Source organism: Bacillus sp. DHT2 (assembly GCF_026241455.1).
In the GTDB taxonomy this organism is placed as follows: Bacteria; Bacillota; Bacilli; order Bacillales; family Bacillaceae_G; genus Bacillus_A; species Bacillus_A pseudomycoides.
In genome coordinates, this window is the sequence record NZ_JAPHWH010000009.1 from 18,876 (window position 1) to 42,355 (window position 23,480).

18 protein-coding genes and 1 pseudogene are annotated in these 23,480 nt (G+C 34.2%); 2 read left to right on the forward strand and 17 right to left on the reverse strand.

Features of this window, described 5'->3' with window-relative positions; all coding sequences use genetic code 11:
• Window positions 1-16: 16 nt before the first annotated feature.
• The 4 genes from ORL93_RS19580 to ORL93_RS19595 all read right to left on the reverse strand — a co-directional run bounded on the left by ORL93_RS19580 (window position 17) and on the right by ORL93_RS19595 (window position 3,532).
• A complete protein-coding gene (locus ORL93_RS19580) occupies window positions 17-442 on the reverse strand; it encodes a divergent PAP2 family protein (RefSeq protein WP_097795914.1) in 426 nt (141 codons plus the stop codon).
• Window positions 443-520: 78 nt separating this feature from the next.
• Window positions 521-1,462, reverse strand: a complete 942-nt coding sequence (rarD, locus tag ORL93_RS19585) for an EamA family transporter RarD (protein WP_097795913.1) — start codon at window positions 1,460-1,462, stop codon at window positions 521-523.
• Between the two features lie 224 nt (window positions 1,463-1,686).
• Window positions 1,687-1,926: a DUF1294 domain-containing protein gene (locus ORL93_RS19590; protein WP_098336599.1), complete on the reverse strand. Its 240-nt coding sequence runs from the start codon at window positions 1,924-1,926 to the stop codon at window positions 1,687-1,689.
• A gap of 223 nt (window positions 1,927-2,149) precedes the next feature.
• Window positions 2,150-3,532, reverse strand: a complete 1,383-nt coding sequence (locus ORL93_RS19595; RefSeq protein WP_006095525.1) for an APC family permease — start codon at window positions 3,530-3,532, stop codon at window positions 2,150-2,152.
• A gap of 629 nt (window positions 3,533-4,161) precedes the next feature.
• Between ORL93_RS19595 and brnQ the strand changes: the two genes are divergently transcribed.
• Window positions 4,162-5,508: a branched-chain amino acid transport system II carrier protein gene (gene brnQ / locus ORL93_RS19600; RefSeq protein ID WP_097795911.1), complete on the forward strand. Its 1,347-nt coding sequence runs from the start codon at window positions 4,162-4,164 to the stop codon at window positions 5,506-5,508.
• A 34-nt stretch (window positions 5,509-5,542) separates the two neighbouring features.
• Here brnQ and ORL93_RS19605 read toward each other — a convergent pair whose 3' ends face one another.
• The 5 genes from ORL93_RS19605 to ORL93_RS19625 all read right to left on the reverse strand — a co-directional run bounded on the left by ORL93_RS19605 (window position 5,543) and on the right by ORL93_RS19625 (window position 12,103).
• Window positions 5,543-5,683: a hypothetical protein gene (locus tag ORL93_RS19605; RefSeq protein ID WP_003199007.1), complete on the reverse strand. Its 141-nt coding sequence runs from the start codon at window positions 5,681-5,683 to the stop codon at window positions 5,543-5,545.
• Between the two features lie 58 nt (window positions 5,684-5,741).
• Entirely contained in the window at window positions 5,742-9,104 is a 3,363-nt protein-coding gene (locus ORL93_RS19610; protein ID WP_006095523.1) for a tubulin-like doman-containing protein, read from the reverse strand.
• A gap of 29 nt (window positions 9,105-9,133) precedes the next feature.
• On the reverse strand, window positions 9,134-11,233 hold the full coding sequence (locus ORL93_RS19615) for a vWA domain-containing protein (protein WP_097795910.1): 2,100 nt from the start codon (window positions 11,231-11,233) through the stop codon (window positions 9,134-9,136).
• Between the two features lie 317 nt (window positions 11,234-11,550).
• A complete protein-coding gene (locus tag ORL93_RS19620; RefSeq protein WP_141556400.1) occupies window positions 11,551-11,736 on the reverse strand; it encodes a P1 family peptidase in 186 nt (61 codons plus the stop codon).
• Between the two features lie 31 nt (window positions 11,737-11,767).
• A complete protein-coding gene (locus tag ORL93_RS19625; protein WP_029427152.1) occupies window positions 11,768-12,103 on the reverse strand; it encodes a hypothetical protein in 336 nt (111 codons plus the stop codon).
• Between the two features lie 137 nt (window positions 12,104-12,240).
• On the opposite strand from ORL93_RS19625, the gene ORL93_RS19630 reads away from it, so the two are divergent.
• Window positions 12,241-12,597 (forward strand): hypothetical protein, encoded by a 357-nt coding sequence (locus ORL93_RS19630; protein ID WP_098644748.1) that lies wholly within the window; start codon window positions 12,241-12,243, stop codon window positions 12,595-12,597.
• A 229-nt stretch (window positions 12,598-12,826) separates the two neighbouring features.
• Here the strand turns inward: ORL93_RS19630 and ORL93_RS19635 are convergent, their stop codons facing one another.
• The 8 genes and pseudogenes from ORL93_RS19635 to ORL93_RS19675 all read right to left on the reverse strand — a co-directional run bounded on the left by ORL93_RS19635 (window position 12,827) and on the right by ORL93_RS19675 (window position 23,277).
• Entirely contained in the window at window positions 12,827-13,546 is a 720-nt protein-coding gene (locus ORL93_RS19635; RefSeq protein WP_097795908.1) for a class I SAM-dependent methyltransferase, read from the reverse strand.
• A gap of 151 nt (window positions 13,547-13,697) precedes the next feature.
• Window positions 13,698-15,404, reverse strand: coding sequence for a peptide ABC transporter substrate-binding protein (locus ORL93_RS19640; RefSeq protein WP_098160886.1), 1,707 nt, complete (start codon window positions 15,402-15,404; stop codon window positions 13,698-13,700).
• 551 nt (window positions 15,405-15,955) lie between these two features.
• Window positions 15,956-17,668, reverse strand: coding sequence for a peptide ABC transporter substrate-binding protein (locus ORL93_RS19645; RefSeq protein ID WP_142305769.1), 1,713 nt, complete (start codon window positions 17,666-17,668; stop codon window positions 15,956-15,958).
• A 383-nt stretch (window positions 17,669-18,051) separates the two neighbouring features.
• On the reverse strand, window positions 18,052-19,758 hold the full coding sequence (locus tag ORL93_RS19650; protein ID WP_098060010.1) for a peptide ABC transporter substrate-binding protein: 1,707 nt from the start codon (window positions 19,756-19,758) through the stop codon (window positions 18,052-18,054).
• Window positions 19,759-20,111: 353 nt separating this feature from the next.
• A pseudogene (locus tag ORL93_RS31555) lies at window positions 20,112-20,532 on the reverse strand (hypothetical protein); the annotation flags it as partial.
• Between the two features lie 89 nt (window positions 20,533-20,621).
• Window positions 20,622-21,671 (reverse strand): LCP family protein, encoded by a 1,050-nt coding sequence (locus tag ORL93_RS19665; RefSeq protein WP_006095579.1) that lies wholly within the window; start codon window positions 21,669-21,671, stop codon window positions 20,622-20,624.
• Window positions 21,672-21,732: 61 nt separating this feature from the next.
• A complete protein-coding gene (locus ORL93_RS19670) occupies window positions 21,733-22,731 on the reverse strand; it encodes a hypothetical protein (RefSeq protein WP_018781496.1) in 999 nt (332 codons plus the stop codon).
• 12 nt (window positions 22,732-22,743) lie between these two features.
• A complete protein-coding gene (locus tag ORL93_RS19675) occupies window positions 22,744-23,277 on the reverse strand; it encodes an RNA polymerase sigma factor (protein WP_018765348.1) in 534 nt (177 codons plus the stop codon).
• Window positions 23,278-23,480 lie beyond the last annotated feature (203 nt).

The window sequence follows — 23,480 nt, forward strand, 5'->3', positions numbered from 1 at the left end:
TAAATACACATTCTGCTCATAAACAATATCCAATTCCAACAACAATTCCTAAAATAGCTCCGACAACCACTTGATACGGTGTATGTCCGACAAGCTCATTTAATTTCTTATATTCTGTTTGTCTACCATGAAAAAACTCATTTAAAATCTTCGCCTGCTTGCTTACCGCGAGCCTTACTCCTGAAGCATCGTACATGACAATAATTGCAAAAATAGCTGCCACTGCAAACACCGCACTCGTTATTCCTTCCACCATTCCAACACCTGTCGCTAATGCAGTTACCGTTGAAGAATGAGAGCTCGGCATTCCTCCAGAAGCAAAAAATTGTGCGAAATCAAATTCTCCCGCCTTGATTAATTTAAATACAACTTTCGTTAGTTGCGCCAAAAACCAAGCGAGTATAGCTGCCATAAGTGGATCATTATGTAAAATTGTTTCCATATTTCCAGCTCCCTACTTGCAGTAATGGAAATTCTATATTTATAAGTATAAAGAAAAAAGCGTAGAAAATACTACGCTTTATGATACTTTTGCTGATTTATTTTTAAGAAACTTTGGTTGCTTCCGAAGCAAAAACTTTGTTTTTGCTATCGAAAATATCAATAATGCAACCCAAATAAAGAAAAAGGCTGTCATATGAGCCGACGTAAAATGCTCATGGAACACAAAAACACCTAAAATAAGATTAATGGTCGGAGAAATATATTGTAAAAATCCAATCATATATAGCGGAATAAGTTGTGCTCCTTTTGCAAAATAAAAAAGTGGTAATGCAGTAACAATCCCTGCTCCCATTAAAATTAGCGTTGAAGTAAACGAAATAGAGCCAAACGAACCAAAACCATGCTCACCAATCATAACTAAATAAATGAATGCAAGAGGCGTCACAATCATTGTTTCCATCGTAAGTCCTATCATTGCATCATAATTCAGCAATTTCTTGGTTAACCCATATAACCCAAATGTAAATGCCAGTGAAAGAGCAATCCATGGAATTGAACCGTATCGAAACGCTAAAATAATAACACCTATTCCTGCTAAACCAACTGCAACATATTGCCAAAAGTTAAGTTTTTCTTTCAAAACAACTGTACCCAGTAAAATACTTACAAGAGGATTAATATAATAACCAAGACTCGCTTCAATGATATGATTCTGATTCACAGCCCATATGTACACAAACCAATTCCCACTAATTAAAACGGAAGCGATCGTTAATGAAATTAATAATTTAGGTCGTTTAAAAAGACTCACAAGTTCACTCTGAAATTGCCCCAACCGTCTCGATACTCCCAAAATTAGTAACATAAAAACAAATGCCCAAACAATACGATGTGCTAATATTTCTTCTGCAGGAACTTCCCCCACCCATTTCCAGTAAACAGGAAGAATTCCCCACATCATATAAGCACCAGCTGCGTATAAAATCCCTTGCTTTTGCAGTGCTTTTTGACTCTCCATCTTCCCTTTTCTCCTCTTCTCTTTTTCCCTTCATTATAAGGTGTATCTTTAAACCTTTACAAATATTCTCTCCCTATCTTTTTCGACAATGAAATTCCTTTTTCAAAAAACTTACTTATTTTTAATATGACATACTTCAGAACCTAGCAGAAAACAGCTAAATTCCTTTTAGACTCCTCATAGGAACCTAATTTGTTGTACGAACTCTAACTAACCAAGTAAACCTAAATTACCCATAAAACATATGAAGTTATAGCAACAAGAAGCGGTATACCAATTTTAAATTTATTTTTATGAGTTTTATGGTGAAAAACATACATTCCAATCCACGTTCCGATTGCTCCTCCTGCTGCAGACACTAAAAACAATGTACTCTCAGGAGTACGCCATTGTTTTTTCACTGCTTTACGTTTATCAAGTCCCATCATCGAAAAAGCAATGACACTAATACACAATATATACATACATTTTACGAACATTATTAATTCTCACATCACTTTCTTTTTTTAATATAATTCTTTCTACAATAATGGGGTTTTTATTTATATACAAATAAAAATCGCTGTAGACAGTAAAGAATTACTTGTAAACAAGCTATCTTTTCAGCCTACAGCTGTTATTCCAATTATTTACCCGCTATTCGCAGGCAGTAAAGCTAAATTGATAAGGGCTAACACCCCACACACTTTATGCGCCATTTCTTTTTCTTACATTACTATGCTTTTTAGCATACACAAAATAAACCAAAATACCTATCATAACCCAAACCATAAAACTGATTAAAGTTACTTTAGAAAGATTTAAAGCTAAATACATACAACTTATTATTGACATTATCGGTAAAAAAGGAACCAACGGTGCACGAAATGGTCTTTCAATATTTGGGTTTGTTTTACGCAGTACAATTACCGCAATACATACAAATATAAAAGCTGTTATCGTTCCCACATTCACTAAATTCGCCAATAAATTCAAATCTACAAGCCCCGCTAAAAGTGCTGCGAGCATTCCTGTAATCCACGTATTAAGGAATGGTGTTTGAAAACGTTTATGCACACTTGAAAGCTTCTTTGGAAGTAATCCATCTCGACTCATTGAGTAAGATACCCGTACAAAAGCAAACATGGCTACCAAAAGAACTGTAGTTAAACCAGCAATAGCTCCTACTGATAACAAACCTGCAATTTTATCCTCTCCTACAACACGCAATGCATATGCAACTGGATCAGCTACATTCAATTCAGTAAATGGTACCATTCCTGTTAAAATAAATGAAACACCAATATAAAGAATTGTACAAATACATAACGATACAAGAAGACCAATTGGAACATTGCGTTGTGGGCGTTTCACTTCTTCAGCTGCTGTAGCAACTGCATCAAAACCTAAAAAGGCAAAAAATACAGTAGCCGCTCCTCCAATAACACCGTGAAATCCAAACGGAAGAAATGGTTGCCAATTCTCTGGTTTCACATATTGTCCACCTACAATAATAAATCCTAAAATAACAGCAAGTTTAATAATAACCATTATATTGTTAATACGCGCACTTTCTTTCGCACCACGACTTAATAAAAATGTAACAACTAAAACAATAAAAACTGCAGGTAAATCAATGATTCCACCTTTCCCCATGCCCGGTGCCGAGGCAAAAAGAGTAGGAATTTTAATATGAAATCCTAGAAGTAATGATTGAAAATAAGCGGACCACCCAGCTGCTACCGCAGAGGTCGCTAATAAATACTCTAACATGACACACCAACCAACTATAAAAGCAAAAATTTCTCCTAATGTAATATATGTATAAGAATATACACTACCGGATACTGGAACAGTAGAAGCAAATTCAGCATAACAAAATGCCACACATGCACAAACAATTGCAGCCAATACAAAAGATAGAACAATTGCCGGGCCAGCATGTTTCGCTGCCACAATACCTGTTAATACAAAAATACCAGTTCCAATAATTGCCCCGATTCCTAAAAGAGTTAAATCAAATGCTCCTAACGTTTGGTTCAATACCCTTTTCTTTTCTTCATTCATTTCCTTTTTAATTAGTAGACTCATTAATAGAAACCTCGTTTTCAATATAATCCCTTACTAAGTACAACTTCTTCTTTTCCTTTTTAAAGTTTTTATAATTATTATTTTTCAATAGCTATAATTTTTACTTATTTCTAAACTTTGCATTTGAAATTATCTATACGATATTCTTTCAAATGATGCATCACTAAGAAACAGGATTGAATTTATCATATAATTAATTCAATTGTCAATAATAAGATCAATCGCTCTAGAATGGATAATTATGTAATAAAGAGTGTTATTTTACAAATCCAAATTATTAAATTTCAATTATTACCAGGAATATCCCTTGATTCATTTTTCTAATATTAATGTTTTATTCATTATCCCCTACAAGACACATGTACGCTCAACTATTTCATAATTGAAATTATTTTTGTGAAATAAAAACCATAGTCACTTGATTGTATCTTAACTCTATTATTTGCATGATATAAATTTCATATCATAAATTTACTTTTTATTATTAATTCAAAAAATTTTTTTTTGGTTGCTATATAAATTTCATATGAGTATAATAAAAAACGTTGTGAATATAACAATTTTAAAATTCAGAATTTTCTATGTGGCATTATGGTATTTTAAAGAATTATTTCAATGGAGGTTTTAAGTTGGCAAATAAAGTACCCTTTTCTCGTATCCTTGTAATCGGCCTTATGTTATTTGCACTGTTTTTTGGTGCTGGAAATTTAATTTTCCCAGCTATGTTAGGACAAGCAGCTGGGCATAATGTGTGGATTGCTACTGCTGGATTTTTAATTACAGGAGTAGGTCTTCCCTTGTTAGGCGTTCTAGCATTTGGCATTTCTGATAGTGATGATTTACAAACATTAGCGAATCGTGTTCATCCTTGGTTCAGTGCTGTGTACACATTTATTCTTTATTTAGCAATTGGTCCGTTATTTGCACTCCCTAGAGCTGGAAGTGTTTCTTTTGAAATAGGTGTAAAACCATTTTTATCTGACGGAACAGAAACGGTTGCATTACTTATTTTCACAATCATTTTCTTTAGTATTACATGTTGGTTCTCATTTAATCCAACGAAAATTGTAGATGTTGTTGGGAAACTTTTAACACCTATCAAACTTACATTCATCGGGATTTTAGTAGTTGCAGCGTTTGTCCAACCAATCGGCCCTATTCAGGCACCTACAAAAGAATTCGTGAACAATTCTTTTTTTAAAGGTTTCCAAGAAGGCTACTTAACAATGGATACACTTGCATCTTTTGTATTCGGTATTATTATTATCAATGCTATAAAAGAGAAGGGTACTTATGATAAAAAAGAAATAGTGAGCGTTTGTGCAAAGGCTGCTGGTATTGCAGCAATTGTATTAACAATTGTCTATACTTCCCTTTCTTATATGGGAGCCGCTAGCGTATCTAAACTAGGGCACTTAACAAATGGAGGAGAAGTATTAGCTAAAGTAGCTAATTATTATTTTAGTTCTTTAGGAAATTTATTGTTAGGCTTAATGATTACTGTTGCATGTTTAACAACAAGCGTTGGACTTGTAACAGCATGCTCTTCATACTTTCATAAAGTATTCCCGAAAATATCTTATAAAACATTTGCTGTTATGCTTTCTATTTTTAGCGCATTGATTGCAAATCTTGGTTTGACAGAATTAATTGCAGTTTCTGTTCCGGTACTTACAGCGATATATCCACTAGCAATTATGCTAATTGTTTTAACATTTCTACACCCTATATTTAAAGGTAGAACAGAGGTATATCAATGGAGCTTACTCCTAACTTTTGTCGTTAGTTTGTTTGATGGACTAAATGCAGCAAATATACCTATTCAAGCAATCAATGTTACTTTTTCTAAAATTCTTCCTTTATACGATGCAGGTTTAGGCTGGATCTGTCCTGCATTTATTGGAGGGTGTATTGGTTACTTTATTTTTGTATTCCGAATGAAATTCATTACTAGTACTCCGAAAACGAATCATTAAAAACCATGCAGATAAAAATCTGCATGGTTTTTTCTTAATCTTCCATTTCTATTTCATTTCTCTTTTCCACATGCTCATTACGTAATTCTTCTTCCTGCATTTCCACAGAAATCATCGCATGATAAATCTCCGGATATAATCCAAATATTTGATACACACTTCCTAAAAATGGCACCTAGAACCCCTCTTTTCATAAATAGTATTTCCATACTTAAGGGTTCCCTATCTTTCCCCTACACATTCGTTTTTGTATCTTGTTCTTCATCTTGAACATGTAATAAGTGCTGCCATTTTTTATAAGGCGCACTATTTGGATCAACATACCCTTTCGCATACGAACGGTCCCATAGTTGTTTTACAAACATTTCTTTCTCTTTCTTTGCAACCATATCTGCACCTGTTCCATAATAATTTTGGAAATACAACTCGATTTCATCAAGAAGTAATCGCAATAATTCATCTGATGTTTCTTCTAACGTTGGATCGTATTTTGCCTCCCGGTCGTACATTAAAATAATGTCTAAAATATTATGAACGTGCTCTTTTCTAAGCCATCTTACATCTTGAGCCCCTAATACAAAGGCCTGTGTATACAAATGTCCACCTTGAAGCATTGCTTTTTCCTGTTCTTCTTCAAAACGGGACAAAATATTTTCATAAATAAACGGATTATGAAGCAATGCCCGATGTAACTTATAACTTTCACTTGAAATATTTTTCCCCATGGACTGAATTAAAAAGCTGCGTCCTACACCATTATATTGATAGACAAACTGACCATCGACAGCGACAAGACTAATCCACCGGTACATATATGCATAAAGAAGAGCACGATTACATTTATCATAATCTAACTTCGTCTGGGTTGCATTTAAGTCCGGCATAAAAGCCGGTAAGTGCCAATATTTATCTAAATGCGGTGTCAAATTCGATTTTTTGATATTTAATTTATTTACACGGCGATAATAAGACTGAAAATAATCTCCTTTATCATTCATAAAACCATTTGCAAGATGTCCAGATGAAAGCTTAGGAAAATCTTGTAATGATAATCCATAATGAGCTCGGTAACAAATTACTTCAAATGGTGAAAATGCTTCATTCACTGTATCTTTTTCTTGAAACATTTCTTGCAATAGTTCTTCCTGTAGTTCCTGTTTTAGTGATGGATGTATACCCCAATATTGTAACTCTCGATGATGGGCTACCTTCGGGATAAATGGGCTTGCTAGATGGAAGAGATCTTCAATTTTTTCTCTCACATATTCATTACGATCACGCTTTTTAAAATCAGCTTCTTTTCGCAATGCTTCAATAATATTGAGTTCTAATTTGTCACGATATCGGACTTGGAGCTCGTTATAACAATACGTTAAAATATGCTCTCGATAAAAATCCTCTACTTTCTTCGATTGACTTTCCTCTGCTTGTGCATCGCGGCAATATTCCGCATACAAGCTCATATACATCTCTGCTGATATATCCTTTGGAAGCACACCTAAGTTTAAATGTTGCTGCATATCTTTCCATATTTTTTCTTGTAGTTTTTCATCTGCTAATACATATACATTCGTCGGATTTGTTTTCCCTTCAAATTCTTTGCTGCGTTTTTGAATTTCAAACAGCAAATTTTCACGTGTTTCTTGTAAATTATCAAAGAATCTTTCCCAATGTTGGATCATTTTATTTACTGCCTGATATAGCGATTGATAAACGAGTTCCAGTAACATTTCTTTACGATATTCATTCAACTTATGCACATATTGCGTGACTATATCTTCAAATTCTTTTCGGAACGTACGCTGCTGATTATAGAACATTTTTCCAAACCAGCCTTGTTGTTGCGCCAGCTCAACACGTCGCACTGCTGTAACTGTACCATCAATATTGCTTACATTAAATTTCTTATCATAGTTTTGAATTAAATTACGCTTCTGTTCATTGTTCTCATGTAATCGATTCATTTTCTCTACTAATTGCTTTCGAATCTCATATAGCATAAAACGAGCAGCCACTGGATGAACAGCTTCTGTTTTCTTTAAAAACCATGTATTTAGTTGGTATGACTGTCCCTCTGATCCACTCGGTGTATATCGATCTGATTCTATCATGTCATATAAAAGTGTCGTCACGTGCTCATGCACACGGCTTGGTATCGCATAGGCATACAACCTAACAGCATGATCAACTCTCGCCACTTCACCCTTCATTTGCTCCATCATTTTAAGCTTTGCGGCAGATATTTTACACTCATGCTGCAACCTATTTAATTCTTCATCTTTTTGTACAGTACGCTGTACATAACTTTCAACCGCTTCTAAAAATAACTTAGATTTCGCAACGCCTACCTTACCACCTTCTGCACCTTCGCGTGTTTCATTGTACATTTGTCTATAGAAAATATGTGCTTGCTCTGGGCGAGTGGCAAGATGCTCTAAATCTTCTAAATAACTCTTTCCCCGCTCTGGCTTCTCACGCTGCATACCACGACGAACATCTTGTTCATACCGCTGTTTTTTCTCTTGAAACAATTGATCTAAATGTAGCCAGGATTCATCTAATCCTTGCACAGCCCATTTCAAGGCACAGTATTTTAGCACATGCTCATATGGATAAATAAGCTTTGCAGTTCCAGCACCACAATAACGTGCTTTTCCATTCGATTCTGCCAATTGCTGAATCTGATTATCTTCTTGTGCAAAATGACTTGTGGACATCGGACTAAATAGCTGTAAATAAATCGTGTTTGTCATTTGTTCCATGTAATCTGACAGATTGTGTAAATGATGACCGTGTAAATTTTCATAATCATATAAGAAACAATAATTATATGGTAAATGATGCTCTTTAATTGTATGATTCGTTCTTCCGTCTTCATCCACTTGATCTGGACGATACTCTAGTTCAATTGTTACACCGCCCCGCTTTGATAATTCACCCGTTGAGCCAAGTGTAATCGCATGAAGTTCTTTTAATGACGCATAACCATTTGCCTGAACAGTTTCAAATTCTTTCGCACTAATGGTACGTGTCTTAACAAGTGCATCCGGCATTAAAAACGCACCACGTATTAAAATGTTATGATGCTGCAGTTTTTTCCGAAGCATTTCACGTAGGTACAACGCAATTTGTAAGAACATACCCGAACCGGTACCACCAGCTAACGATGTAACGATAATAACTCGAACACCATACTCTGTTTGATCACTTGTGACAGGAAAAATCTTTTCTATTTCTTGCCAAAAAGCAGTCAATTTATCTTCTTTCATCGCTGCCCGAAGAGCTAAGCGTGAAATCACACGCAGTTGACCAGCTCCTTCAGTTAACGGCTTATCTAGAATAGTAGGGTCCATTGGAAACCATTCCGGAATCGTTGGATCCCCTGCAATATATTCTCGCGGCGTTTTACTAGAGCTCGTTTGTGTCTTGAACTTACGAATATGCTCAAATTTACTTAATGTATTCACATCTGTATCAAAGACATGCATCGCTACCTTTTTACGTCGTTCCTCTGGCAATTTCTCATATATTTGGTGTGTAACGGTACTCCCGATTCCACCTAAGCCAATTAAAATTGTTGGAACTTGTAATGTCATGTGAACCACCTTCCTATTTGAACTTCCTATTATTCACATTCATATCGATAAATTTCTTTTCCATACCCACGATCAATTAGTAAAATCTCGTTCGGATATAATGTCTTATGCTCATTTCCGGCCTCTTCCTCTGTTATAAACATACCGTCAATAATCATACCAATCACTTGTGATTCCTTTGCTACAAATATAGACTTCGAACCTTTTTTTGCTATAAAAGTTACTGATTGTACCGTCTTTCGTTCTGCTCGAAATGGAATACCAAAATAATGTTTCCACCACTTGTTTCTTAATAATTCTGGTTCAGATTGATAGAGCCAATCTTTTGCTACTTCTTGATCCCATTCGTAATATAACATTGCTTTACGATGAAACCTTGGCCGGACAATCCACCCTAAAATAAGAATCGCAACAAGCAAAAGCAGTAAGGCAACCGGGATTACAAATTGAAAAATTAGCGTATACCGTTCCCAAAATGGTGCATTTTGAATATGAAACGAAATCGTTTTCTTCACTTCTTGTAACTTTGAATCGTTTATAGTGATGGTAGCTTCTATGGTGCCAGTATCTGTAAAATTGAATGTATCGGAGTAGTAAGGACGAGGATACACATAAATTTGATTGTCATGTTGCCGCAATTCGTAGTTAATCGATTGATGAGATGTGACACCAGTAGATTGCAGTAGCTTTTTTACCTCCACTTCTGTCATTGGTTCACCATTCAGTAATGGCTGCAGGACAAATGGTTTACTCTTGTCTAAATTCGTCACCTTTTCTTTATAATCTTTCGTAATGACTTGCAAAGATAATTTTGCCTTTGGTATCGGATCAATTCGGAATTCTCTCGTTTGCCTGTAAAACCCTTTTATATTCATATGAACTTTCCCACGTACAAATTGGTTTTTAATTTGTAATTCATAGTAAAACATATGTGCTTTATCATCCCATTTCATCGGATACAGCTTTCCATCTAGTTCTACTTCTGCTTGGAAATACGAAGATTGTATTGGTAAATCCGTCGGTTTCGCTTCAATCACTGCTTTCGTTCCCTCATTCATTTTCTCAACGTTTTTTTTCGCTTTATCCTCTTTATCATAAGTAGAAACGGTATAGTCAAGCGCTGGTTCAACAAGTACTTTCAATCCTTCTTTCACAATACCACTATCAATTTCTAACGTGTATGTCCCTGATTTAATTATTTCATGATTCGTAGCGCCGATATGGGTAATACCACCATATAATTTTGATTCTCCTGGTGCGTGAATTGAAAAGGAAGATTGCACTGCTAACGGTTTAGAAAGTCGTTCTATCCGATATTGCGATGCAGTAGAAGATTGTTGTACCAGTGTCATTCGTTTTAATGGGAACGGTGTAGTAATCTCTAATTTGTTACCCGATATAGTCGTTTTCACGACAGATTCAACAGAAGAAAATGGATCTCGATTCGCAACCAAGGCTGCAGCTTGATTTACACTTTGAATAACTCCATCTTCTCCACTCGTTGGCATGACGATACCATTTATCTCTTGCTTCCAAATTTCTTTAAACGTATTCATCTGTTGTTGCTCTTGCTGTCCTAAGTTTTCTTCCATTGTTATTAAAACCGGATGCAATGATATTTTTTTCGCTTCCATTTCTTTTTTAAACTGTTCCAGTTTCTGCGTGATTTGTTCTTTACCGCCATTCTTTTCTTTTTCTAATTCGTTAAATGCCCCGTCAGTTAATACAATAAGCCAAAATTCACGTTTTCCATTTATGTCTGCTTCCTTTTTAATAGATTGCATCGCGGTCTCTACTGCGTTAAACGGCGTATTTAAATAATTCTTCCACGCTCCAATTTGATCAATTTCTATTTGTCTTTTCTCATTTGTTAGCGTGACATTTAACGCTTCAGTAGGACGGCTCATTGGAACATATGAAAATCTATCTCTTTCATCTAATAATGCAACTAAACTTTGCAAAGCATAGTTGGCATATTTCCAGCGATCGTTATTTCTCATGCTGCCAGAATCATCATATACAAGTGAAACGACCCTTTCTTTTGCCTCCTCTCCTTTTGCAAAAGTTGAAAAAGGATTCAAACACAATAATAGAAAAAAGATGAATGTGGCACAAATTCGAATCTTCATGATGAGGCTTCGCCACCTTTGTAGACAAATTCCTATGTTTAAATTTATGAAAAGAAACAAGATATATGACTTGTATTTTGGGATATGTAGATTATTACAATGTCATTATGTAAACTAAATTGCTGGAATGATAACCTCCTTTTCAGTAACGATTTTGTTTTGAAAGAGAATTAATCAAAACAGACTCTTCATACAAAAAATCCCTATAAAAAAGTTTGATTTTCTCTTCTATTAAAAATAACTTTCCACCTTTAAATACGGTGTTTTTTTAAATATTCCCTACTTCCACTTGTCATTTCTGCTATGCATAAAGCTTTCTAAATAGCCTCTTCTATCACTTCTACAGTCATCGTAAACAGATATGAAACTTCCTTACCATCTTCACGTAAAAAAGAATATTGTAAAGTTTCTGTAGCAATGATATGAGGAATACGATGCGCTGTTGAAAAAGCAACCACAATATCCCCTCTCCTTAAAGTGTGAATTTCCTTACATTTTTCCATACAAATAAAAACACGCCTATAACAGCGTGTTTTATTGTTTCACATATACTTCAACAATAGGATTGTCTTTACGATCCGCATGCAGACGAATATTCTCTTCGCTTGTATGATAAATACTCGCTAATAACATAACAGTTAATAAATTAGGAATTTTTCCATCACTCCCAAATTTTCGTTCAAGTTCTTCTTTATATTCAAAATCCAAATCTCCTTGTATATATGTATACACTTCAAACCCATCCTTTAAATCACAAACAACCTGGTCAATGATATCTGCTCCTACTTGTTTTTCCATTTCACTACGAAGGGCATTCGTAAATTCATTCCAAGGAACTTCATATGTTTGGAATTGATCTTTAGATTCCATATTTCCCACTCCTTTTTCATACACTTTCACCATATATTCCCCCTTTCTCGTAACAATTATGAAACTTAGGTCAATCGTACAAGCCGCACTTGTCCCGATAACATATCGTATTACTGTATATGAAAGGAGGCAAGAACATGCATTGTCAAAAATGTTACAATACTTGTCATCGTTATTTTGGTAAAGTTGTACGTATTGAAGATGTAGATGGTTATGTTCATATCGGTAAGATTGTTGATGTGACAAATGATTCTGTTTGGATTGAACCCTATAGATCCTCTTTTGATACAGGATTTGGTTACAATGATGCATATGCAGGTGGCGGCTGTGATTTTTGTGGTGGTTTAGGTCAATGTAACCATTGTGGCTTTGGTTTTGATGGAGGCTTTGGTTTTGATGGAGGCTGTGGAGGAGGATTTTGTGGAAGTGGTGCCGTTGAATTAGCTTTCGGATTTATTTTTGGTATTGCTTTAGCTGCATTATTTTTCATCTAATATACAAAGAAGCCGACTATATTTTTTAGTCAACTCCTTTTCAAAAATAATGAAATACAGTTATCATATCATACACGAATAAAGTGAAACTTTAATCACCCCTCCTCAATCGGGCCTTTACGGGTAGGTTATCTCTCACCTAACTTCTATGCTTTTGCTAAATTTTGAGGTCAGAATATTACTGCCCACAAATAGTAGGATAAATGAAGCAGATTTTTTAATCTGCTTTTTATTTTTCACAAATAAATACACGATGCCCTAAAATATGTTGATACATTTGCAATACTTGCTCGTGCTGCACCCATGCATCGTACAGTTCAGCCGGAATAAAATGTGACAGGTTCCATTCTGGCTGTTCCATTTGTCCTGCAATCGTTTCGGCAATCGTTCCTCCACCTACAATCGTTATCCTTTTGAAGTTTGTCGTTTGAAATAAATCAATCCATTCCTTTTCTGTGTGTAACTCCTTTATTCCGTAAAATTGCAGTATTTTCTCCTCTTCTTCTTTTGTTAAGTGCTTCTCAATTATCATTTCAATGACAACAAGTTTCCCGTTCTTTTGCAAGACACGATAACATTCAGGAATCACCTGTTCTTTGTTTGTAAAAGCAAGTACAGATTCACCTAATACAAGATCAAACTTCTCATTTAAAAACGGCAACTGTTCAGCAGTTCCTTTAATCAGTTCAATCGATAATTGTTCTTGTGTCCATCTATTTTTTGCTTTTTGAATCATAATTTCATTATTTTCAACTGCTGTGACGTTATAACCATATTGTTTTTTCATATAAGCTGCTGTACGCCCTGTTCCGCATCCTATTTCAAGCACATTTGCTTCACGGTATAATGGCAACTGTGCCAATAACTGTTTCGTTAATGTAAAACCACCAGGATGTGCGCTTCCAATTCCGTAATAAGCTAAAAAGTCAATGTATACATTCCGTTTCATAAGATTCTCCTTCTTTTTTCTAGAATACCTATATGCATAAACGTAATGTACTGTGCAAAAATAACGTACTATTTTCTCAAAGTAGCTCCCACATTACTCATAAAAAAGCATTTCCAAGGTAAAGTAATTACCATTGGAAATGCTTTTTTAATTACTTGCTATCTTTCTCTGTTACATATGCCCACTTAAAGCTATACTCTGGGCTGATATTGTGTTTTACAATTCCTTTTACATTTGGTTGTAATACATAAGATCTACCTGATTGGAATAACGGTACTAGCGCTACATCTTCTTCAAGCAACAGTTTTTCAGCCTTCCCTAATTCTTCCCAGCGTTTCTTCGCATCTGCCATTAACTCTGTTTTTCCTTTTTTGATGATTTCATCATATTTTGGATTTGAGTAGCTCATTTGGTTTTGAGAATTTGTTGATTCAAACATGTCTAAATATGTCATTGGATCTGCATAGTCTGGGTTCCAACCACCATATGAGAAATCATAATCTTGCTCAGATTCTAATTTTAATTTTTGTTTAAATGGCTGCATTTTAATGTTAACTGTTACACCTTTTAAATTTTTCTCAATTTGATCTTTTACATACTCACCAACTTTTTTTGCATTACTCGTATCATAGTTTAAGAATTCAAGTGTCACTTGATCTTTACCAAGCTCTTTCTTCGCTGCTTCCCAAGCCGCCGCTGCTTTTTTAGAATCTTGTTTTAAACCGTTTTTAAACGTTTCTTGAAAATCTTTACCGTCCGGTCCATTCGCTAATCCTTTTGGAACTAAGAAATCGGCAGGTTTGGAACCATCATTTAAAATTACATTTGCTAAATCCTTTTTGTTAATTGACAACGCAATTGCTTCACGTAATTTTTGGCTCTTTAGTGGTGTATCTTGACCAGCACGTTTTTGATTCAAGCGTAAGTAGAATGTACTTGGTTCCAGATATGTTCCAAATTCATCTTTCTTCGATTTATATTTATCAACAAACTCCCCAGTTAATAAAGAAAAGTCAATTTGACCACTATCATATAGATTCACACGAGTAGCTGCGTCTTTTACAACACTATAGTTAATTTCTTCTAGTTTCACATTCTTTTTATCCCAATAATTATCGTTTTTCTTTAACTTCCAACCCTCTTCATGCTTCCAGTCAGTTAGAGCAAACGGCCCATTGTAAACTACCGTATCAGATTCTAAACCGTATTTATCTCCTTTTTCTTTTACGAACTTTTCATTTAGTGGGTAATACGATACAAATGCCGTTAAGTTCAAGAAATATGGAACTGCGCTTTCCAGCTCAACTTCAAGTGTATAATCATCTACTGCTTTTGCACCTAAAGTAGATACTTCTGCTTTTCCTTTGTTAATTGCTTCTGCATTTTTAATATAATAAGCAATAAATGCGTATTCAGCAGCTGTCTTTGGATCTACTAACCGTTGCCATGCAAATACGAAATCTTTTGCTGTTACAGGATCTCCATTAGACCATTTTGCATCTTTACGAAGTTTAAATGTATACTTTTTTCCATCCTCACTTTTCGTACTTGATTCTGCCACAGCTGGGATTGGCTTATTATCTTTATCAAGGCGATATAACCCTTCCATTGTATTCCCTAAAATTTGTGACCCAAGAGTATCTGTATTTTTAGAAGTATCCATCGTTGGAATTTCGTTTGTTTCTGTACGATTTAGTACTTGTTTTGCTGCATATTTAATATCAGATTTCTTCTCTTCACCACTATTAGACGTTGTATTTGTCTTCTTATCCCCACCTGACCCCGAGCATGCCGATAACGCCATACTTACTGCTAAAACCGGTGCCACAACCGCTGTTAGTTTCTTGATCTTTTTCATTTGTGTACCCTCCCTAAATTATATGTACGATGATACATTTGAGAGATTTTCTAATACTTATGATATTATCAGAAAATTCTTATTAATTAATATTCTACTATTTTTTTCAAGTTTGTAAAGTTATTTTTCAAAATTCTGAAAATAGTTTTTCTATAATAATGATTCGCTTTTTAATAGCACAATTACAAGATTCTCCCCATCTACTATATGAGCACTAAAGCTTTCTTATTCATCTCTATTTTTTCGAATTATATATAACCTCCTTTCTCTCTATAAAGTGAAACTTTAATCAGTGTGGGTTTTCTTCATCCCCCACCTTCACTAACTTTTGTGGTAGGAGTCTTATTGCCTTTTAATCCCTCACTGCCATTCTTAATCAATATGAGATGAGATTATATTATCTTAAAAATTCATAAATACTACTTTTATTGTAGTATTTATGAATTTTTATTCTTTTAGCAATAAAACAAATTATAAACAAGATTCTTTCCATGAAAAAGCACCTCCAAAAGTAGTTGACCTACTTCCGGAGGCTCTTTTCTAATTTCATATTATTTTCCGCCTTTTTCCTCTACATACGCCCACTTAAAGCTGTATTCTGGACTAATATTATGTTTTACAATTCCTTTTACATTTGGTTTCATTACATATGCTCTACCTGTTTGATATAGTGGCACCATTGCTACATCTTCTTCAAGCAATAATTTTTCTGCTTTTCCTAACTCTTCCCAACGTTTCTTCGGATCAGACATTAATTCATTTCCTGCTTTTTTAACCATTTCATCATATTTTGGATTTGAGTAGCTCATTTGGTTATAAGGGCTCTTTGTTTCAAACATATCGATAAATGTCATTGGATCTGCATAGTCTGGGCTCCAACCTGCGTAAGAGATTTCATAGTCTTGCGCTGTCTCTAGTTTTAACTTTTGTTTAAACGGCTGGATTTTCGTATTAATTGTTACACCTTTTAAATTTTTCTCAATTTGGTCTTTTACATAATCAGCAACCTTTTTCGCTGTTCCATCATCATAACTTAACAATTCAATTGCCACTTGGTCTTTACCAAGTTCTTTTTTCGCTTCTTCCCATGCTGCAGCTGCTTTTTTCGTATCTTGCTTTAAACCATTTTTAAATGTTTCTGTGAAATCTTTACCGTCTGAACCAGTTGCTAGTCCTTTTGGTACTAATTGATCCGTTGCTTTAGAACCGTTGTTTAAGATAACATTTGCTAAACCTTTTTTATCAATTGACAATGCAATTGCTTCACGTAACTTTTTATTTTTCAGCGGCGTATCTTGGCCACCACGTTTTTCATTCAAACGTAAGAAGAAAGTGCTTGATTCTGCATACTCACCATATTCATCTTTCTTCGGTTTATATTTATCAACAAACTCTCCTGATAATAATGTAAAGTCAATTGCGTCAGTATCATATAAGTTCACTTTTGTAGCTACGTCTTTTACAACACTATAGTTAATTTCCTCTAGTTTCACACTCTTTTTATCCCAATAATTATCGTTTTTCTTCAACTTCCAACCTTGCTCATGCTTCCACTCAGACATTACAAATGGTCCATTATATAAAACTGTATCCGCCTCTAAACCGAATTTATTCCCTTTTTCTTTTACAAACTTTTCATTTAATGGATAGTATGATGGGAATGCCGTTAAATTTAAGAAATACGGAACAGGCTTTTCTAATTCCACTTCAAGGGTATAATCATCAACCGCTTTAGCACCTAATGTAGATATGTCTGCTTCTCCTTTATTAATTGCTTCTGCATTTTTAATATAGTAAGCAATAAACGCATATTCAGAAGCTGTGTTTTTATCAAGTAAGCGCTGCCATGCAAACACGAAATCTTTCGCTGTTACTGGATCACCATTTGACCATTTTGCATCTTTACGAAGCTTAAATGTATATTTTTTACCATCCTCACTTTTCGTGCTAGATTCAGCTGCAGCTGGGATTGGTTTATTATCTTTATCAAGGCGATATAGCCCTTCCATCGTATTCCCTAAAATTTGCGACCCAAGAGTATCTGTATTTTTAGAAGTATCCATTGTTGGAATTTCCTGATTTTCTGTACGATTTAATACTTGTTTTGCTGCATATTTAATATCAGATTTTTTCTCTTCACCACTATTAGACGTTGTACTTGTCTTCTTATCCCCACCTGATCCCGAGCATGCCGATAATGCCATACTCATTGCTAAAACTGGTGCTACAACCGCTGTTAACTTCTTAATCTTTTTCTTTTTCATTTGTGTACCCTCCCTAAATTATATGTACGATGATAACCTTGTTAGATTTCTGATATATTTGTATTATCAGAAAATTCTTATTAGTTAATATTCTACTATTTTTTTATGTTTTGTAAAGTTATTTTTTTTAATCTCGAAAATATTTTCTACTATAATGATAGTATATTTTAGTCACACTACTTTACAAAATCTCTCCATTCACTATATGACAGCAATACCCTTCTTATCATTCATTTAAATGAATATAAAATTATTCATATATAAATTTTATATCAAACACCACTTCTAATATCTAAAGTCTCTTTAAACAAGATTCATTACATAGAAAAAAGCACCTCCAAAAGTAGACAACCTACCTTTAGAAATGCTTTTCTATCTTTCTATTACTTACTATTTTCTTCTGTTACGTAAGCCCACTTGAAGCTGTATTCTGGACTGATGTTATGTTTTACAACACCTTTTACGTTTGGTTTCATTACATACGATTTAGCACTTTGGTATAACGGTACAAGCGCTACATCTTCTTCAAGCAACAGTTTTTCTGCCTTTCCTAACTCTTCCCAACGTTTCTTCGCATCTGCCATTAACTCTGTTTTTCCTTTTTTGATGATTTCATCATATTTTGGATTTGAGTAGCTCATTTGGTTTTGAGAATTTGTTGATTCGAACATATCTAAATATGTCATTGGATCCGCATAGTCTGGGTTCCAGCCACCATATGAGAAATCATAATCTTGTTCAGATTCTAATTTCAGCTTTTGTTTGAACGGCTGCATTTTAATATTAACTGTTACACCTTTTAAGTTTTTCTCAATTTGGTCTTTTACATATTCTCCAACTTTTTTCGCATTACTTGTATCATAGTTCAAGAACTCAAGTGTCACTTGATCTTTACCAAGCTCTTTTTTCGCTTCTTCCCAAGCTGCCGCTGCTTTTTTAGTGTCATTTTTCAGGCCAGTTTTAAACGTCTCTTGGAAATCTTTACCGTCTGGTCCATTCGCTAATCCTTTTGGCACTAAGTAATCAGCAGGTTTAGAACCATCATTTAAGATTACATTCGTTAAATCTTTTTTATTAATTGACAACGCAATTGCTTCACGTAATTTTTTGCTCTTTAGTGGTGTATCTTGGCCAGCACGTTTTTGATTTAAACGTAAGTAGAACGTACTTGGTTCTGAATATACTCCATATTCTTCTTTTTTATTTCTATATTTGTCAACAAACTCTCCAGCTAATATAGTAAAGTCAATTTGGCCACTATCATATAGATTTACACGAGTTGCCATATCTTTTACAACACTATAGTTAACTTCGTCTAACTTCACACTCTTTTTGTCCCAATAATTATCATTTTTCTTCAGCTTCCAGCCCTCTTCATGCTTCCAATCAGTTAGAACAAACGGTCCATTATAAACTACAGTGTCCGATTCTAAACCGAATTTATCCCCTTTTTCTTTTACAAACTTTTCATTTAGTGGATAGTACGATGGGAATGCCGTTAAGTTTAAGAAGTATGGAACTGCGCTTTCTAGTTCAACTTCGAGTGTGTAATCATCTATCGCTTTTGCACCTAGTGTAGACACTTCCGCTTTTCCTTTATTAATTGCTTCTGCATTTTTAATATAATAAGCAATAAATGAGTACTCTGCAGCTGTCTTTGGATCTAACAAACGTTGCCATGCAAACACGAAATCTTTTGCTGTTACTGGGTCACCGTTTGACCATTTTGCGTCTTTACGAAGTTTAAATGTATATTTTTTGCCATCCTCACTTTTCGTACTTGATTCAGCTGCAGCTGGGATTGGCTTATTATCTTTATCAAGGCGATATAACCCTTCCATCGTATTCCCTAGAATTTGTGATCCAAGAGTATCTGTTGATTTCGAAGTATCCATTGTTGGAATTTCGTTTGTTTCTGTACGATTCAGCACTTGCTTTGCTGCTAATTTAACATCCGATTTGCTATCACTTCCGCTTGAATTCGTACTTGTTTTTTTGTCTCCACCTGTAGAACATGCTGTTAATGCCATACTCATTGCTAAAACTGGTGCTACGACTGCTGTTAATTTCTTCATCTTTTTCTTTTTCATTTTTTGTACCCTCCCTAATTTCCTGTACGTTTCTAGATTAAGAAATTTCTGATAATTCTGTTTTTCTTTATATTCTTATCAAAAGATTCCTATTAACTATTATTCTACTAATTTTTTGTTTTTTGTAAAGTATTATTATTAAAAATTTTGTAAAAATTATTTTATTACAGTAATATTCATAAACATTCTATTACGTTGATATAGAATTTTCTTGTATTACTATATGCATTTGATTTTTCTTCTATTTATTCCAATTGTAAAGAAAACTCTTCTGAATTATTGTTAATAAATAATGTATAATTCTAGTAAATCCTTTCTTAACAAAATAAAAAAAGTCAGCTTTACTGACTTTTTTATCCGGCTATTTTTTCTTTTTGCATACCTATTAGCATCTGTTTATCTTTCCCCTCATTAAATTCATTTTCGCTTTTCGCAACAACTACAGTTGCAATACCATTACCAATTAAATTTATGATAGCGCGCGTTTCTGACATAAAGTGAAACTTTAATCAGTGGGGGTTTTCTTCATCCCCCACCTAACTTCTTTGCTTTTGCCAAATTTTGAGGTGTGGGTCTTACTGCCCGTTAATGCGGGATAAAACGATCTCCTCCCTAATAGACGAGCTAATCCTTCTAACGGAATAACATGCATCGCTGATAAAGTTGATGCCAATACATAAAGCCCTCGCCAGTTACAGCACCTTCCCCTTTTAAAGTAACTAACAAAATAGCTATTATTGTTAATTGTTGACCAAGCGAAAGATCGAGGTAAAAACCTTCACTGTATCATTCAAACAAAAAAGCAGATATTTATAATGATCTGCTTTACTAAAAAATATTTTATATTATGTTTTTCATATACTTTAACTCTCCCCATCTTCTTTTTTAATTTGCTGTTCACTTAATCCAAGGTGTATTCGAAGTATATTACTAAGTTCTCTCAAACTCTTTGTATCTGGATTATAATAATAGACTCGTTCACCTTTCGGCCCATTCGGTAAATACAAATCATCTCCAGCTAATTGAATTTTCTCAATTGAAGCATTTAATCCATATTTATAAAACGACAGCATATCAGCCAAAGCTAAGTTTGTCTTAAACTCACCATCTACAGCATCAATCATCTTTCCTATTTTCGTAACAGATCCTGCACTTTTTAATTTTGTTAAGATCGCTTCAATGACAAGCTGCTGACGCTGTCCTCTCATAGCATCACTATCGATATGACGTGTTCTTGCAAGAGCAAGTGCTTGTTCACCAGTTAATGTTTGCATTCCTTTTTTTAAATGAATAGCCTCCGGTTCATCTTTACTATTTTGTTCAGAAAACTCAATTGGAACATCTATTTCAATACCACCCAAATCATCAACAATTTTTATAAATGAATTAAAATTGAATTTCACAAAATAATCAACTGGTACATGTAATAATTTTTCTACCGCTTCAACAGACGCTTGCGGTCCTCCATCCTTTCCGTTCTTTACAAAGCCCCTACCATATGCATGTGTTATTTTATCCTTTTTCTTTTCGATTGGAACATATGTATACGTATCACGTGGTATGCTTATTAACTTGACTGTCTTATCATCCTTATTAAAAGTAGCTAGTAATAATGCATCTGTATGAAATGCACCATTATATTCTTTTTGACGCTCTTGATTTTCATCAATGCCCATAATTAAAAGAGAAACATTATTTGTTATTGGCTTTACAACTTCCTCACGCAAATCAGATTTCTCACCACGTGCTAGACTGAGAGAAGCTTTTTGTACCGCATTTGAAGTTTTATTATACAGATACGCACCATATCCTATTCCAACAGCTAACAACACCCCTACAAATATCCCTATCACTTTTCCTTTTTTATATTTTTTCTTATTCTTTTTTTCACGTGAAGATAAATTCTTCTCCATATTAGCTCCCCCGATATTTATTATTCTATACGAATTAAAAACTATCAAAATAACAAGATCATTATTTATTCAATACATTTTTCAATTTTTCGTATGAAGAAACATCTTTTTGAAATACGTTCTCATCAATCCCTTTGTTTATTTGTATCTTTTCCGTAGTAATAGAATACTGGATCATTCCATTATGAAAACTAAGAAAATTCAACATAATCCCCGTATTTTTTTCTACAATCATTTCGAATTTTCCTCTTAAGTCTTCAGATGTACTTAAAGGCATCTCTATGTTTATAACGCCCTCTATTTTATAACAGTCTAATCCAAGATACTTTGTTTCTTTAAAATTCCAATCTTTATATCGAATTAACAAATTTGCAAACTCCGATTGAATACTATATTTTGCTAGTCCGACATATTCATCATCATACCGCTTTTTCTCCCCCACTTTATTAAATGCTCTTTCAGTAGGTGTTAGTTTTAGTAACTCTATATTTTTAGGTTCTGACTTCCATCTCACTTCTTTATATGTATAATCTTTATCATTAAATTCTTGTTTTTTCCCTTGGTTATATAAAACTGTCATTTTTTTTGACTGACGATCCTCTTTAGAAGAAATCCCTCTCTGATTCCTTGTATCAATTGCGTACTTATAAGTAGTAATTAGGCGAGATGAACTAGAGTACTCTTCAAATTGCCCCTTAACATTTTTAAAATGATCGATTGAATCCAGCATTTTTTTGTGAATTTTTTCTTTTTCAGGATAATTTACATTAGATTTTGTTTCTTCCTCATTTTCATAATCTGAAAATGCCTTTTTCGTTACATATTCAAATACTCCACCTTTTTGCGCAAAACTTTGCACAGAAAATTCAAACATAGAAACGATTGACAATGCCATTATTGCCACACTAACAGCCATAGCTTGAACTCTATAAGACTTCTTCTTAACCGGGAGATTATGTAATGTATCATTAATTTTCCGATTCAAATGCTCCGGTAACATTGTTTTCTCTCGGTCTATTCGCTTTTTCAGTTTTTCATCAAATAATTCATCCTTATCCAACACATACACCTCCTATTCCATTCGTAATTGCTTCTGCAATTGTTCTCTTGCCCGTGACAACCTTGATTTAACAGTTCCTTTTGGTATTTCTAATAATGCCGCAATATTTTCTTGATTCATGTCTTCATAATAGTAGAGTACTGTTACAGCTTTTAATTCTTCATTTAAAGACTGAATTGCATTATGAAGATCTATATCTTCATAGGAATCAAATGCTATCATATAATCATTATTTCCTTCTATCGCAATTACCTTTTTTCGTGATCGTATCATTTCATTACACTGATTCATCAGGATTCGAATGCACCATGTTTGGAAAAACTCTTCATTTTTAAGCTTTTTTATATTTTCATAAGCCTTTAGAATTGTTGTTTGTATCGCATCTTCTACGTCATTCTCATCATATAGCATTGCTTTGGCTATACGATAGAGCTGAACTTTATGTGTATGTATTAAAGAGACAAATGCTTCATGATCACCGTTTTTAGCTAAAGAAACATTACTCTCTTCTTTTACCATTATTTTATATACAGGTATTACTTTCACTGTCTATCCTCCCGTTTTATCCCGCTATTTGTGGGGCAGTAAGACCCACCACCTCAAAATTCAGCGAAAGCAAAGAAGTTAGGTGGGGCGGGCTAATAATCAATTGGGGATGAAGAAACCCCCTACTAATTAAAGTTTCACTTTATATCTTCCAATAAAACTTTACACTTATTAGATGGTTTAGTGGGGAAAAAGGTTCACTT